Below are 13,742 nucleotides of genomic sequence, written 5' to 3'. Positions count from 1 at the left end.
TGTGACGGTGGTGGCCAACCGTCGTCGACCGCAAAAACCCCAGGGCTGGTGGCGGCTCTGCCCGGGAGGTCACCCGGGGCATGGCGTCGCTTTTTCACCAAGACTGGGCGCGACCTAGGGTGATGCCCAATGTGAAAGCGCTTGCAGATGTTCCATGCTGTCAAGGCCTGAAAGCGCTTTCACCCTTCAATACAAGAAGCTGACTGGCCCACTCAACACAGGAGACATGACAATGCACCGACGCCACCACTTGGCCCGCCGCACCTGCGTGGCCAGCGCCGTGGGCCTGCTGTTCGCCAGCGCGGCCGCGCGGGCCCAGCAGGCGCCCGCCACCGACCCCGAGCCGCAGAAGATCGAGGTGACCGGCATCCGCAAGAGCCTGGAGACCTCGGTCGAGCTCAAGCGCGGCGCAGCGGGCCTGGTGGACGGCATCGTCGCCGAGGACATCGGCAAGTTCCCCGACACCAACCTGGCCGAATCGCTGAGCCGCATCAGCGGCGTCTCGATCGAGCGCAGCAACGGCGAAGGCACGCGCATCTCGGTGCGCGGCATGGGCCCCGACTTCAACCTGGTGCTGCTCAACGGCCGGCAGATGCCCGGCTCCAGCTTCGACGGCGCCGCACCCAGTTCGCGTTCGTTCGATTTCTCCAACCTGGCCTCCGATGGCGTCGCCGCGCTGGAGGTCTACAAGACCAGCCGCGCCAGCAGCCCCACCGGCGGCATGGGCGCCACGGTCAACGTCCGCACCCAGCGTCCATTCGACATCAAGGACACCATTGCGAGCGTGGGTGTCAAGCTGGTCAACGACGACACGGCCGGCAACCTGCCGATGGAGCTGCGGGGCAAGAAGCTCACCCCCGAACTCAGCGGCATCTACAGCACGCAGTCGGCCGACGGCACCTTCGGCATTGCGCTGATGGGCACCTACCAGGTGCGCGACTCCGGCTACAACCAGGCCTCGGTGACCAGCGGCTGGAAGTCCTTCGACGGCAAGGTGGACAACGACTGGAGCGGCCCCAACGCCCAGTGGGGTGGACTGCCGCCGGCCTCGTCGGGTGTCATCAAGAACCGGCCGACGGCGGACTCGATCTACAGCGTGCCGCAGAACATGAACTACTCGTTCACCAGCGTGCACCGTGAGCGCCTGAACGGCCAGGTGGTCCTGCAGGTCAAGCCAACGCAGGACCTGGTGGGCACGCTGGACTTCGTGATGTCGGAGCAGAAGTTCCGCCAGCGCCGCAATGACATCTCGGCCTGGTTCAACTATGGCGGACAGTTCGGCGAATACCAGACCGGCTCGCCGTCATCGCCGATCATTTACGGCGAGACCATGACCAACTCCGACGTGGCCATGGGCACGTCGCGCACCCAGACCAAGGTCAAGAACGAGCAGATCGGCCTGAACCTGAAGTGGAAGGCCAGCAACGTCCTGAACTTCGACTTCGACGTCCACCACTCCACTGCGACCTCCGGGGCCAACGATCCGCTGGGCACCAACGTCGTCATCGGCACCGCGTCGATGAACCGGGGCGACACCTACGTCGACTTCAGCAACAAGTTCCCGGTGCTGAACATCAAGGGCGGCGCCCTCAATCCCGCGCTGCAGCAGCTGCAGGGCTCGGTGTTCGGCAACAGCTACCAGAAGAACGAGATCGACCAGTTCCAGGCCAAGGGCAAGTGGAAGATCGACGGCGACAGCAGCCTCGACTTTGGCCTGTCGCTGACCCAGGTGAAGAACCGCTCGGCCTTCGCCAATGTGCAGCGCGACTCCTGGGGCGATGGCGCCGCGGGTGGCCCGGCCGCGATGCCGGACAACATCTGGCGCGCCGACTCCATCAGCCAGTACTTCAGCAGCATCCCCGGCTCGAACGACCCGCGCCTGTACAACCAGTTCTTCGCCTTCAACTTTGACGACGTGCGCAACGCCGCCATCAAGGCGCTGGGCTCCGACGCGCTGCTGAAAGCCTCGTTCAATTTCAAGGACGACTACCGCACCACGGAAAAGTCCGACGCGCTGTTTGTCCAGTACAACCGTGGCTTCGACTGGATCGTGCCGATCGACATCGCCGCCGGCCTGCGCTACGAGCGCACCAAGGTCAGCTCGCCCAGCGTGGAGTCGGTGCCGACCGTGGTGAGCTGGGTGGCCGACAACGAGCTGCCCATCACCTTCAATGGCACCACCTCGGGCCAGCGCTCGGGCAGCTACAGCTACGTGCTGCCGTCGATCGACCTGAGCGCTGACCTGACCACGGACTCCAAGCTGCGCCTGAGCTACGGCAAGACCATCGGTCGCCCGGGCTGGTCCGCCATCCAGGGCGGTCGAACGCTCAATGGCCTGGCCCGCATCGACGGTGGCTCCGGCTCGGTGGGCAACCCCAGCCTGAAGCCGCTGCAGGCCACGAGCCTGGACCTCGCGTTTGAGTACTACTACGCGCGCAGCAGCTACGCCGCGATCAGCCTGTTCAACAAGCGCGTCAAGGACTACAACGAAGGCGTGGTCACCACGCAGACCGTGCCCGGCCTGACCACGCCGATCGGCGGCGCCTATTACCGCCAGGCCATCGCGCAGGGCGGCTGCGCCGCCAATGACTCCGGCTGCATCCGCCAGTGGATCTTCACCAACCTCGCCGGCAGCCCGGGGGTCGATGCGGTCAACAAGATCATCACCGGCCAGCCGGGTGACCCGCTGATCAGCTTCAACCTCAGCACCTTCCAGAACAGCGCGCGCAAGAGCTCGATCAACGGCATCGAGCTGAACGCGCAGCACATCTTCGGCAAGACCGGTTTCGGCGTCTCGGCCAACTTCACCAAGGTGAAATCCGACCGCACCTACGACAACAACAAGGTGGGTGCGCAGACCGACGTGCTGACCGGCATGGGCGACTCGGGCAACCTGGTGGGCTTCTACGAGAACGACCAGGCCAGCGTGCGCCTGGCCTACAACTGGCGCGGCCAGTTCCTGGTGGCCAACTTCGGCGGCGCCGAAGGCGCCCAGCCGCTGTACGTTGAGCCCTACGGACAGTTCGACCTGAGCGTCGGCTACAGCCCGATCAAGAACCTGCGTCTGCAATTCGAGGCGATGAACCTGACCGATGCCTATGTGCGCACCCACCTGCGCAACGAGAACCAGCTGGGCTCGGTCACGCAGCTGGGCCGCCGCTACACGATCGGGGCGCGCTACAAGTTCTGAGTGGTGCAGCGCCAGCCCGTCCGGTCAGAATCCGCGGACGAGGAGACGATGCTGAGCGAGCGATTGCACACGGTGCTGGTGTTGGGGGGCGGGTCCGCCGGCTGGTTGGTGGCGGGCCTGCTGGCCGCCGAGCATCCCGACCTGCAGATCACGCTGGTCGAGTCCGACGACGTCCCCGTCATCGGCGTCGGCGAGGGCACCTGGCCGTCGATGCGCGACACGCTGCAGCGCATCGGCCTGTCGGAGTCGGACTTCATCCGGCGCTGCCAGGTCTCGTTCAAGCAGGGTTCGCGCTTTGACGGCTGGATGCGCGGCGCTGGTGGCGCCGATGGCGACCGCTACTACCACCCGTTCATGCTGCCCGTGGGCCATGGCGACGCCGACCTGGTGCAGGCCTGGCTGGCCACCGACCCGGCGCGCCCCTTTGCCGACCTGGTCAGCCCCTCGGTCCAGCTGTGCGAAGCCGGCCGCGCGCCCAAGCAGGTGCAGACGCCCGAGTTCGGCGCGGTGGCCAACTACGCCTACCACTTCGACGCTGGCCTGTTCGGCCAGCTGCTGCGCGAGCATGCCGTGCAGCGGCTGGGCGTGCGGCATGTTGTGGACCACGTCGACGCCGTGCTCAGCGCCGACAACGGCGACATCGCCGCGCTGCGCACGCGTGGCCACGGCGAGCTATCGGCGGACCTGTTCATCGACTGCTCGGGCCTGGCGGCGCGCCTGATCGGGCAGCACTTCGGCGTGCCGCTGAACAGCGAGCGCGAGGTGCTCTTCAACGACGCCGCGATGCCGGTGCAGGTGCCCTACGCGACGCCGGACCAGCCGCTGGCCACCTGTACCATCGCCACCGCCTGGGCCAAGGGCTGGATCTGGGACATCGGCCTGCCGTCGCGGCGCGGGGTGGGCTGCGTGTTCTCGCGCGCCCACGCCAGCGAGGACGAGGCCCAGGCAGCGCTGCAGGTCTACCTGGAGGCCACCGGCGCCCCGCGCGAGCGACCCGCGCCACGCGTCATCCGCTACGACCCGGGCTACCGCCAGCAGTTCTGGGTGCGCAACTGCGTGGCGATCGGCCTGTCCAGCGGCTTCATCGAGCCGCTGGAGGCCTCGGCGCTGGCCCTGGTCGAGCTGTCGGCCCAGCGCCTGTGCGCCGAGCTGCCGATGTCGCGCGCCAGCATGGACACGGTGGCGAGCCGCTTCAACGACGACTTCAGCTACCGCTGGGCGCGGGTCATCGACTTCCTGAAGCTGCACTATGCCCTGACCCAGCGCGACGACAGCGACTACTGGCGCGCGCACCGAGACCCGTCCACCTGGCCGGGGCGGCTGCGCGAGTTGCTGCCGATGTGGCGCCTGCGCGCCCCGGCGCGGCACGACTTCGGTCGCATTGACGAGGTCTTCCCGGCGGCCAGCTACCAGTACGTGCTGTACGGCATGGGTTTCCGCCCTGTCCTGCAGCCCCCCAGCGCTGCCAAACTGCAGGACGCCCAGGCCTGCTTTGACGAGGTCGCGCGCCAGGCCCGCCGCTTCGTGCCCGGCCTGCCCGGCCACCGCAGCCTGATCGATCACCTGCTCAAGACCGCCGCATGACCCGCCCCGCGCTGCTCGACAACATCACCCACCGGCACCTGCGCCTCCACACCGGACGCTCGGCCGCGCTGGGCGACGCCCGCAACTCGGCGCTGGCCCTGCCGGCCGAGTTCCGCCTCCTGCAGGCGCACTATCCGATCGTCTTCCAGCTGGTCGATGGCGACGGCGGCTTCCAGCCCATCGCGCTGTTCGGTCTGGAGGACGGACAGAACCTCTTCCTCACCGACCAGGGCTGGGACGCCACGGCCGTGCCGATGGCCGTGCAGCGCGACCCCTTTCTGATCGGCCGTGCCCCGGACGACACGCTGCAGCTGCACATCGACCTCGACAGCCCGCGCATCGTGCGGCCCGATGAGGGCGAGGTGGGCACCGCGCTGTTCATGCCCCACGGCGGCTTCAGCGAGTACCTCGACCACATGGTGAAGCTGATGGAGAGCCTGCACGCCCACGCCCAGCAGCTGCCGGCCTTCACCGGGGCGCTGAAACAGCACCAGCTGCTCGAGCCCATGGTGCTCGACCTGGAAACCCGCAGCGGCGAGCACAGCCGCCTGACGGGCCTGTTCACGATCAATGAAGAGCGGCTGGCAGCGCTGCCCGGCGTGGCGCTGGAAGATCTGGCGCGGCAGGGTTACCTGCTGCCCTGCTACATGCAGATCGCCTCGCTGGCGCAGCTGCCCGTGCTGGCCGAGCGCGCCGCGCGCCGCTGACACCGATGCGCAACGTCCCGGTCTGGCCTGGTCCTTTCGACCCCGCAGCGCTGCCCGATGCGCTGCTGACCGCGGCGCGGCCTTACGTGGTACGGGGCGGCTTCGCCCACTGGCCGGTTGTGCAGGCGGCGCGCCAGTCCGACACGGCGCTGGCGCACTACCTGATGCGCCAGTACAACGGCGTACACGTCGGTCTGTTCCAGCTGGCGCCCGAGGCCCGGGGCCGCGTCTTCTACGCCGACGAGACGCTGCAGGGCTTCAACTTCAGCCGCCACACCACCACGCTGGACCAGGTGCTGAGCGGCCTGCTGCACCTGGCCGCCACGCCCGCACCGCCCGCGCTGTATGTCGGCTCGACCACGGTGGACGCGGTGCTGCCGGGCTTTCTGGAGGCCAACGCGATGGCGCTGGGCGCGCGCGACGCCCTGGTCAGCCTGTGGCTGGGCAACCGCACCCGCATCGCCGCGCACTACGACCTGCCGGACAACCTGGCCGTCGTCGCCGCTGGCCGGCGCCGTTTCACGCTGTTCCCGCCCGAGCAGTTGCACAACCTGTACATGGGGCCGCTCGATCCCACGCCGGCCGGCCAGCCGATCAGCCTGGTCGATTTCGCCCGCCCCGACCTGGAGCGCTTTCCGCGCTTCGCCCAGGCCTGGGAGGCCGCCGAGGTGGTCGAGATGGACCCCGGCGACGCGCTGTTCATTCCCAGCATGTGGTTCCACCACGTCGAGGGCCTGGCACCGATCAACCTGCTGATCAACGCCTGGTGGCGCTCGACGCCCGACTACATCGACTCGCCGCTGAGCGCGCTGCGACTGGCGCTGCTGACGCTGCGCGACCTGCCCGAGCGCGACCGGCGCATCTGGCAGCACCACTTCCAGCATTTCATCTGGGACGCCGATGACAGCACCTGGGCCCACCTCCCCGCCGCAGCCCGCGGACTGCTGGGCCCGATCGACGAGACCGTCGCGCGCCAGGCGCGCACCCAACTCCTGAACCAACTCAAGCGATGAACACCCCCCTGAAGGCCTTCCACCGCGTTGTCATTGCCGGCGGCGGCACCGCCGGCTGGATGATGGCCGCGCTGATGAGCAAGCTGCTGGGCAAGCAGCTGGACATCCGGCTGGTCGAGTCCGAGGAGATCGGCACCGTCGGCGTGGGCGAGGCCACCATCCCGGCGCTGCACACCTTCCACAACCTGCTGGGCCTGAACGAGGCCGAGTTCATGGCCGCCACCAACGCCACCTTCAAGCTGGGCATCCAGTTCGAGGGCTGGAAGGCCATCGGCGAAGACTATTTCCACTCCTTCGGCAGCACCGGCAACGACCACTGGAGCGCCGGCTTCCAGCACTTCTGGCTGAAAGGGCGGGCGCTGGGCCTGGCGCGGCCCTACACCGACTACAACCCCGAGACGGTGGCGGCCCATGCCAACCGCTTCGCCCACGTGCCCAACCAGGCGCTGAACTACGCCTACCACCTGGATGCCGGCCGCTATGCCCGTTTCCTGCGCGGCCTCAGCGAGGGCTACGGGGTGCAGCGCATCGAAGGCAAGATCGCCCGCGTGCTGCAGCACGAGACCGACACCGCCACCGCCCGCGCCGGCGACATCGCGGCGCTGCAGATGATGGATGGCAGCCGCATCGAGGGTGACCTGTTCATTGACTGCACGGGCTTTCGCTCACTGCTGCTGGGCGAGACGCTGGGCGTGGGCTACGAGGACTGGTCTGACTGGCTGCCCTGCGACCGCGCGGTGGCGGTGCAGACGGCGTCGGTGCGCGAGGCCTGGCCCTACACCCGCTCGATCGCCCACCCCTTTGGCTGGCAGTGGCGCATCCCGCTGCAGCACCGCGTCGGCAACGGCCTGGTCTACAGCAGCAAGGAACTCAGCGACGCCGATGCGCCAGAAGTGCTCAAGCGCCACGTGGAGGGCGAGCTGCTGATCCAGCCGCGCCTGATCAGGTTCGTGCCGGGTCAGCGCCACCAGGTCTGGCAGCGCAATTGCGTGGCCGTGGGCCTGGCCGGCGGCTTTGTCGAGCCGCTGGAGTCCACCAGCATCCACCTGATCCAGCGCCACGCGATCCGGCTGATGCAGCTGTTCCCGGCCGGCGGCATCCAGCAGGCCGATGTCGACGAGTTCAACCTGCAGTCCCGGCGCGACCTCGAGCACATCCGCGACTTCATCGTGCTGCACTACCACGTCAACGCGCGCACCGATTCGGCGCTGTGGACGCATGTGCGCGAGATGACACTGCCGCCCACGCTGCGCCACCGGATCGAGCTGTTCCGCGAGACGGGGCGCGTCTTCCGCCCCAGCGACGAGCTGTTCGCCGAGAACTCCTGGATCCAGGTGATGATGGGCCAGGGCCTGATGCCCGCACGCTACCACCCGGTGGCCGACCTGATGGGGCCCGACGAGCTGCAGCGCTTTCTGGAGGACATCCGCGTGCGGGTGCAGCGCATCGTGGCCGGCCTGCCCGCGCACCAAGCCTATGTCGAGCAGCTGTGCGCGCCGTTTCGGGCCCAGGCGCATGCCTGAGGCCGCCTCGGCGTCCCAGGCGGCACACGAGCGATCAGCGCAGCCAGCCCGCCGACGCCCCCCGGCGCGCCCACACCCACTGCACCCCCGCCAGCACCACGATCAGCAGCGAGAACAGCATCGCCCCCGTGCCACCCAGGCCCGCCGGGGGCTGGGTCAGCAGGTGGTTCTGCACGAACACCAGGGCTGAGGCCACGAGTGACGCCGCGTAGGGCCACACGGCCGCGCGCAGTCCGATCAGCATCAGCACCGCGCCGGCCAGACCGCCCCAGGTGCCCACGCCCCAGGCGGCGTGGACCCAGCCGGGCAGGCTGTCGATGTAGGCCATCATCTCCGGCGGAAAGTCGGCCAGGTAGCTGGCATTGCGCGTCTGGGTCATCGTGAAATCCAGGGCGCCCACCGCGTTCCACAGCAAGGCCAGCACGGCCAGGGGCACGCGGCGGCGGGCATACCAGGGCAGATCTGCGGCGAGCGTGGTCATGCGTATCTCCTGAAGGAACGGCGTCGATTCTGCGGCGCGCGGGGCCGCGGGTCAGCCCCCCAGTTTCCGAGGGCAGCACGGCGCACCAGGGTCTTCCCGTGGGCAGGCAGCGGCGTGACGCAGCGCTGCCTACACTCGCCGGCATGAGCGAGCCCTACACCCCTCCCCGCGTCTGGACCTGGGACCGCGCCAATGGCGGTCGCTTTGCCAGCATCAACCGGCCGATCGCCGGGCCCACCCATGACCAGGAACTGCCGGTGGGCCGGCACCCGCTGCAGCTGTACTCGCTGGCCACGCCCAATGGCGTGAAGGTGACGGTGATGCTGGAAGAGCTGCTGGCCCTGGGCCACACCGGCGCCGAGTACGACGCCTGGCTGATCCGCATCCAGGAGGGCGACCAGTTCGGCAGCGGCTTTGTGAACGTCAACCCCAACTCCAAGATCCCGGCGCTGATGGACCGCAGCGGACCGCAGCCGGTGCGGGTGTTCGAGTCGGGCGCGATTCTGCTGTACCTGGCCGAGAAGTTCGGCGCGCTGCTGCCCGCTGGTGCGCAGCGCGCCGAGTGCCTGTCCTGGCTGTTCTGGCAGATGGGCAGCGCGCCCTACCTGGGCGGCGGCTTCGGTCACTTCTATGCCTACGCACCGGAGAAGTTCGAGTACGCGATCAACCGCTTCTCGATGGAGGCCAAGCGGCAGATGGATGTGCTCAACCGCCGCCTGGCCGAGAGCCGCTATCTGGCGGGCGACGACTACAGCATTGCCGACATCGCCGTGTGGCCCTGGTACGGCGCGCTGGCCAAGGGCCAGCTCTACGAGGCCGGCGAGTTCCTGTCGGTGCACGAGTACACGCATGTGATCCGCTGGGCCGACGAGATCGCGCAGCGCCCGGCGGCGCAGCGTGGGCGCATCGTCAACCGCACCTGGGGCGCGGCCGATGCGCAACTGGCCGAGCGGCACGAGGCGGCCGACATCGACCGCGCGCGCTCGCAGGGGGCCGCATGACGGGCGCGCTGACGCTGTACGACTGCCTCACCGCGCCCAGCCCGCGCCGCGCCCGCATCCTGCTGGCCGAGAAGGGCGTGCCGCACAGCACGGTGGCGGTGGACCTGCGCCAGGGCGAGCAGTTCACCGAAGCCTTCCGCGCCATCAACCCGCTGTGCACGGTGCCGGCGCTGCGCATCGACGGCGGCCTGGTGCTGACCGACAACGCCGCCATCCTGGCCTACCTGGAAGCGCGCTTTCCCGAGCCGCCGCTGAGTGGCCGCACGCCCGAGGAGAAGGCCGAGGTGGCGCACTGGCACTGGCGCGCCGAGTTCGAAGGCCTGCTGGCGGTGGCCGAGGTGCTGCGCAACAGCTCGCCCGCGATGCGCGGCCGCGCCCTGCCCGGCCCGGTGGACTATGCGCAGATCCCCGAGCTGGCCGAACGCGGCGTGTTGCGCCTGCAGCAGTTCTTCACCGCACTGGACACCCGCCTGGTTGACCGGCCCTACCTGGCCGGCGAGCATTTCAGCGTGGCCGACATCACCGCGGTGGTGGCGGTGGACTTTGCGCGCGCCGCCAAGCTGCGGCCCGATGAGCGCCATCCGCAGCTGCTGCGCTGGCGCGCCCGGCTGGCCGAGCGGCCGGCGATCGGGCCGGTCTGAGCCGCTGAGGTTCAGCGCGCGGCGCGGGCCCCCGGCACCAGCGCCAGCGCCGCCAGCACCACCGCAATCAGCGCCAGCCGCAGCCCCCAGGCCTCGGCCAGCGCGCCGATCAGCGGCGGGCCGCCGACAAAGCCGATGAAGCTGACCGCCACCACCGCCGAGATGCCGGCGGCCGGCGTGACCCCGGGCTGCTGGCTGGCCACGCGGTAGATCAGCGGCGCCACATTCGCCAGGCCCAGGCCGACGGCGGCCAGACCCAGCAGCGCCGGCACCGGTGACTGCATGGCCAGCACCGCGGCCATGGCCACCGCCGCGAGCAGGCCATGCGCCGCGAGCAACTGGTGCGCCGGCCAGCGCTGGCGCAGCCAGTCGCCGCCGAAGCGGGCCGCCGCCATCGCCCCGGCAAAGGCGGCGTAGCCCAGCGCGGCGATGTCGGGTGGGGCCTGCATCACGTCGCGCATCAGCACCACGCTCCAGTCGTACATCGCGCCCTCGGCCAGGAAGCCGGCGCCGGCCAGCAGACCCAGCGCCAGCAGCCGCCCGCGTGGCCATTGCCAGCGCGCGTGCTCGGCCTGACCGTGGCCGGCCTGCGAGAGCATGGCGCCGCAGGCCCACAGCATCGCGACCCACAGCAAGGCGGGTAGCAGCGCCAATTGCACGCTGGGCGACACCGCGGCGCGCAGCAGCAGCGCCACCGCGCCCGCAGCCGCCATGCCGCCGACGCTGAACATCGCGTGCAGGCCGATCAGGCAGGGGCGGCCCAGGCGCTCCTCGATCAGCACCGCCTCGGCGTTGACCGACACGTCCAGCAGCGAGGCCCCGGCGCCCAGCAGCGCCGCCAGCAGCGCCAGCGCCACCATGCCCGGTGCGTGCAGCAGCAGCGCCATGGCCAGCGCGATCATGCTGGCGCTGACACGCGCCAGGCCGCGCGGTCCGAAGCGGTGCACCAGCGGCGCGGTGAAGGGCAGCATCGCCGCCGAGCCCAGTGCGGCGCACAGCAGCACCGCGCCCAGCTGGCCGTCGCTCAGCGCATGGGCGGATTTCAGGCTGGGCACATGGGCGCCCCAGGCGCCCATGAAGCCGCCCAGCGCCAGGAACTGCACCCGGCTGGCACGCAGCGCGGCCGGCGTCATGCCTGGGCGATGCAGCGGGCCAGCTGCTGGCGCTGGGCGCGCTGCAGGCGCTCCAGCAGCGCATGGTCCACCGCGCGCTCGCCCAGCTCGGCGGCGAAGCGGCGCTCGACATCGCGCTGCAGCCGGATCAGCAACTGCGCGGTGAGGTCGGCATCGGACATCGCGCGGTGCGCGCGGCCATCGCGTTCCAGCCCCAGCCAATCGCCCAGCGCGCCCAGCTTGCGGCTGGGCGCCTCGGGGTACAGGCGGCGCGACAGCAGCACGGTGCAGGCAAACTGGTGGGCCGGGTCGGGCGGCACGTCGGCACGCGCCATCTCGGCCTGCCAGAAGCCGCGGTCAAAGGCGGCGTTGTGGGCCACCAGCGGCAGGCCACGGGTGAACTCGGCCACCTCGCGCATCACCTGCTCGGCGGGCGGCGCGTCCTGCAGCATGGCATTGCTGATGCCGGTCAGCTGCACGATGAAGGACGGGATATAGACGCCGGTGTACATCAGGCTCTGGTAGCGGTCGATGATGCGGCCATCCTGCACCAGCACCACGGCAATCTCCGTGGCGCGCGCGCCCTGGGCCGGGCCCATGCCGGTGGTCTCGAAGTCGACCACGGCGATCGGGGGAGCGGCACTCATTGGTAGGCGGCGGCGTCGGCCGTGTCGGTGGGCTGGCGGATGACGCGGCGCAGGGCCTCGCTCATCGGCATCTTCAGCGTGATGCCGCGCGGCTCGATCGGCTGCTCGAACCAGCGCTGGTAGAGGGTCTCGATCTCGCCGCTGCGGTACAGGCGCGCCAGCACGCCATCCACCAGTTGCTTGAACGCCGGGTCGTCCTTGCGCAGCACCAGCGCGTAGGGCTCGGTGGTCAGCGCCAGTGGCGCGATGCGCAGGCTGGCGGCGGCGGGGTGGGTGGCCTTCATGCTGTAGAGCAGCACGTCGTCCATCGCATAAGCCACGGCGCGGCCATTGAGCACCATGCGCATGCCCTCGACATCGTCCAGGCCGGCCAGGATGCGCATCTCCAGCTGGCGCGACTGGTTGAGCTGGTGCAGGAACTGGATGCTGGTGGTGGCCAGCGTCGAGGCCACCGGCTGTTCGCGCAGGTCCTCGATGCTGCTGATCGACGAGTCCTCGCGCACCAGCAGCCGGCTGGCGGCGACGAAGGTGGTCAGCGAGAAGGCCACGCTGCGCTGGCGCTCGGCGGTGTTGGTGGTGACGCCGCACTCGATGTCCACCGTGCCGTTGGCCACCAGCGGAAAACGGGTGGCCGAGCTGACCAGCATGTGGCGCACCTCCAGGTCGGGCAGCTTCAGCCGCTGGCGCACCGCCGCCACCACGTGGTGGCACAGATCCAGCGAGTAGCCCACCGGGCGGCGCTTGGCGTCCAGGTAGGAGAACGGCACCGACGCATCGCGGTAGCCCAGCGTGATCAGGCCGGTGTCGCGGATCTTGCGCAGCGTGGGCGACGTGGCGTCGTCGGCCGCCGACACGGCCAAGGCCGCACCGGCCAGGGCCAGGGCAGCGATCAGACGGGGCAACAGGCGGTGCGGGCGCATCGCCCGGATTGTCTCAGGCGGCGCGTTTGGCCAGCAGCGCCCGCGCCACGCGCGAGCCGTTGGGCTGGCCCAGCGCGCCGCGGATGAACTGGCCGGCGTCGATCAGCGCATCGAGGTCGATGCCGGTGGCGATGCCCAGGCCGTGCAGCAGGTAGACCACGTCCTCGGTGGCCACATTGCCGGTGGCGCCCTTGGCATAGGGGCAGCCGCCCAGGCCGCTGACGCTGGTGTCGAAGGTGGCAATGCCCAGTTGCAGGCTGGCGTGCACATTGGCCAGCGCCATGCCGTAGGTGTCGTGGAAATGGCCGCTGACCTCGTGCAGCGGGTAGTGCTGCAGCGCCGCGTCCAGCGCGCGTTGCACCTTCAGCGGCGTGCCCACGCCAATGGTGTCGGCCACGCCCACATGCTGCACGCCGATCTGCGCCATCAGCCGCGCCACCAGCGCCACCCGCTCAGGCGCGATCTCACCTTCATACGGGCAGCCCACCGCGCAGGAGATGGCGCCGCGCACCTTGACGCCGGCGGCGCGTGCTGCGGCCACCACCGGCGCGAAGCGCTCGATCGACTCGGCGATGCTGCAGTTGATGTTCTTCTGGCTGAAGGCTTCGGACGCGGCGCCGAAGACGACGATCTCGTCGGGCCGCGTGGCGGCCGCCGCTTCCCAGCCCTTGAGGTTGGGCGTCAGCACGCTGTAGCGCACGCCGCTCTGGCGGGTGATGCCGGCCATCACCGCGGCGTTGTCGGCCATCTGCGGCACCCACTTGGGGCTGACGAAGCTGGTGGCCTCGATCTCACGCAGGCCGGCCGCTTGCAGGCGGTGGATCAGCTCGACCTTGACGGCGGTGTCGACCGCCTGCTTCTCGTTCTGCAGGCCGTCACGCGGGCCGACCTCGACGATGGTCACATGGCTGGGCAGGCTCATC

12 protein-coding genes are annotated in these 13,742 nt (G+C 69.8%); 7 read left to right on the top strand and 5 right to left on the bottom strand.

The annotated features are described in order from the left end of the window. Nucleotides 1-232: 232 nt before the first annotated feature. The 5 genes from KAK06_RS02910 to KAK06_RS02890 are packed head-to-tail and all read left to right on the top strand — an operon-like array spanning nucleotide 233 to nucleotide 8,017. Entirely contained in the window at nucleotides 233-3,190 is a 2,958-nt protein-coding gene (locus tag KAK06_RS02910; RefSeq protein ID WP_210800303.1) for a TonB-dependent receptor, read from the top strand. 48 nt (nucleotides 3,191-3,238) lie between these two features. Further along, entirely contained in the window at nucleotides 3,239-4,774 is a 1,536-nt protein-coding gene (locus tag KAK06_RS02905) for a tryptophan halogenase family protein (RefSeq protein ID WP_210800302.1), read from the top strand. Then, complete coding sequence (locus tag KAK06_RS02900) at nucleotides 4,771-5,481, top strand: SapC family protein (RefSeq protein ID WP_210800301.1); 711 nt, start codon at nucleotides 4,771-4,773, stop codon at nucleotides 5,479-5,481. Before KAK06_RS02905 ends, KAK06_RS02900 begins: the two co-directional genes overlap by 4 nt. Before the next feature lie 5 nt (nucleotides 5,482-5,486). Further along, nucleotides 5,487-6,494 (top strand): cupin-like domain-containing protein, encoded by a 1,008-nt coding sequence (locus tag KAK06_RS02895; protein ID WP_210800300.1) that lies wholly within the window; start codon nucleotides 5,487-5,489, stop codon nucleotides 6,492-6,494. Beyond that, the gene (locus KAK06_RS02890) at nucleotides 6,491-8,017 is read left to right on the top strand and encodes a tryptophan halogenase family protein (protein WP_210800299.1); all 1,527 of its coding nucleotides are present in this window, start codon (nucleotides 6,491-6,493) and stop codon (nucleotides 8,015-8,017) included. Before KAK06_RS02895 ends, KAK06_RS02890 begins: the two co-directional genes overlap by 4 nt. A gap of 34 nt (nucleotides 8,018-8,051) precedes the next feature. Here KAK06_RS02890 and KAK06_RS02885 read toward each other — a convergent pair whose 3' ends face one another. Beyond that, nucleotides 8,052-8,498, bottom strand: coding sequence for a hypothetical protein (locus KAK06_RS02885; RefSeq protein WP_210800298.1), 447 nt, complete (start codon nucleotides 8,496-8,498; stop codon nucleotides 8,052-8,054). Between the two features lie 143 nt (nucleotides 8,499-8,641). On the opposite strand from KAK06_RS02885, the gene yghU reads away from it, so the two are divergent. Together yghU and KAK06_RS02875 are read left to right on the top strand one after the other, a co-directional pair. Beyond that, complete coding sequence (gene yghU / locus KAK06_RS02880; RefSeq protein ID WP_210800297.1) at nucleotides 8,642-9,499, top strand: glutathione-dependent disulfide-bond oxidoreductase; 858 nt, start codon at nucleotides 8,642-8,644, stop codon at nucleotides 9,497-9,499. Beyond that, nucleotides 9,496-10,140 (top strand): glutathione S-transferase family protein, encoded by a 645-nt coding sequence (locus tag KAK06_RS02875; protein WP_210800296.1) that lies wholly within the window; start codon nucleotides 9,496-9,498, stop codon nucleotides 10,138-10,140. The genes yghU and KAK06_RS02875 overlap by 4 nt, the downstream gene beginning before the upstream one ends. Before the next feature lie 11 nt (nucleotides 10,141-10,151). On the opposite strand, the gene KAK06_RS02870 is transcribed toward KAK06_RS02875, so the two are convergent. Genes KAK06_RS02870 through KAK06_RS02855 form a run of 4 tightly spaced genes read right to left on the bottom strand, consistent with a single transcriptional unit; the run spans nucleotide 10,152 to nucleotide 13,741 of the window. Further along, a complete protein-coding gene (locus KAK06_RS02870) occupies nucleotides 10,152-11,273 on the bottom strand; it encodes an MFS transporter (protein WP_210800295.1) in 1,122 nt (373 codons plus the stop codon). Further along, nucleotides 11,270-11,899, bottom strand: coding sequence for a 3'-5' exonuclease (locus tag KAK06_RS02865; protein WP_210800294.1), 630 nt, complete (start codon nucleotides 11,897-11,899; stop codon nucleotides 11,270-11,272). The genes KAK06_RS02870 and KAK06_RS02865 overlap by 4 nt, the downstream gene beginning before the upstream one ends. Further along, entirely contained in the window at nucleotides 11,896-12,819 is a 924-nt protein-coding gene (locus KAK06_RS02860) for an amino acid ABC transporter substrate-binding protein (protein ID WP_210800293.1), read from the bottom strand. The genes KAK06_RS02865 and KAK06_RS02860 overlap by 4 nt, the downstream gene beginning before the upstream one ends. A gap of 13 nt (nucleotides 12,820-12,832) precedes the next feature. Further along, nucleotides 12,833-13,741, bottom strand: a complete 909-nt coding sequence (locus KAK06_RS02855; RefSeq protein ID WP_210800292.1) for a hydroxymethylglutaryl-CoA lyase — start codon at nucleotides 13,739-13,741, stop codon at nucleotides 12,833-12,835. Nucleotide 13,742: the final 1 nt, after the last annotated feature.

This window comes from Ideonella aquatica (genome assembly GCF_018069755.1).
GTDB classification, from domain to species: domain Bacteria; phylum Pseudomonadota; class Gammaproteobacteria; order Burkholderiales; family Burkholderiaceae_C; genus Ideonella; species Ideonella aquatica.
The sequence above is the reverse complement of the archived record's forward strand: the minus strand, read 5'-3'. Positions and strand labels throughout refer to the sequence as shown.

Coding starts and splice junctions, on each gene's coding strand:
- KAK06_RS02875 (WP_210800296.1), top strand. CDS start 9,496: ATGACGGGCGCGCTGACGCTGTACGACTGCCTCACCGCGCCCAGCCCG.
- yghU (WP_210800297.1), top strand. CDS start 8,642: ATGAGCGAGCCCTACACCCCTCCCCGCGTCTGGACCTGGGACCGCGCC.
- KAK06_RS02890 (WP_210800299.1), top strand. CDS start 6,491: ATGAACACCCCCCTGAAGGCCTTCCACCGCGTTGTCATTGCCGGCGGC.
- KAK06_RS02870 (WP_210800295.1), bottom strand. CDS start 11,273: ATGACGCCGGCCGCGCTGCGTGCCAGCCGGGTGCAGTTCCTGGCGCTG.
- KAK06_RS02885 (WP_210800298.1), bottom strand. CDS start 8,498: ATGACCACGCTCGCCGCAGATCTGCCCTGGTATGCCCGCCGCCGCGTG.
- KAK06_RS02905 (WP_210800302.1), top strand. CDS start 3,239: ATGCTGAGCGAGCGATTGCACACGGTGCTGGTGTTGGGGGGCGGGTCC.
- KAK06_RS02865 (WP_210800294.1), bottom strand. CDS start 11,899: ATGAGTGCCGCTCCCCCGATCGCCGTGGTCGACTTCGAGACCACCGGC.
- KAK06_RS02910 (WP_210800303.1), top strand. CDS start 233: ATGCACCGACGCCACCACTTGGCCCGCCGCACCTGCGTGGCCAGCGCC.
- KAK06_RS02855 (WP_210800292.1), bottom strand. CDS start 13,741: ATGAGCCTGCCCAGCCATGTGACCATCGTCGAGGTCGGCCCGCGTGAC.
- KAK06_RS02895 (WP_210800300.1), top strand. CDS start 5,487: ATGCGCAACGTCCCGGTCTGGCCTGGTCCTTTCGACCCCGCAGCGCTG.
- KAK06_RS02900 (WP_210800301.1), top strand. CDS start 4,771: ATGACCCGCCCCGCGCTGCTCGACAACATCACCCACCGGCACCTGCGC.
- KAK06_RS02860 (WP_210800293.1), bottom strand. CDS start 12,819: ATGCGCCCGCACCGCCTGTTGCCCCGTCTGATCGCTGCCCTGGCCCTG.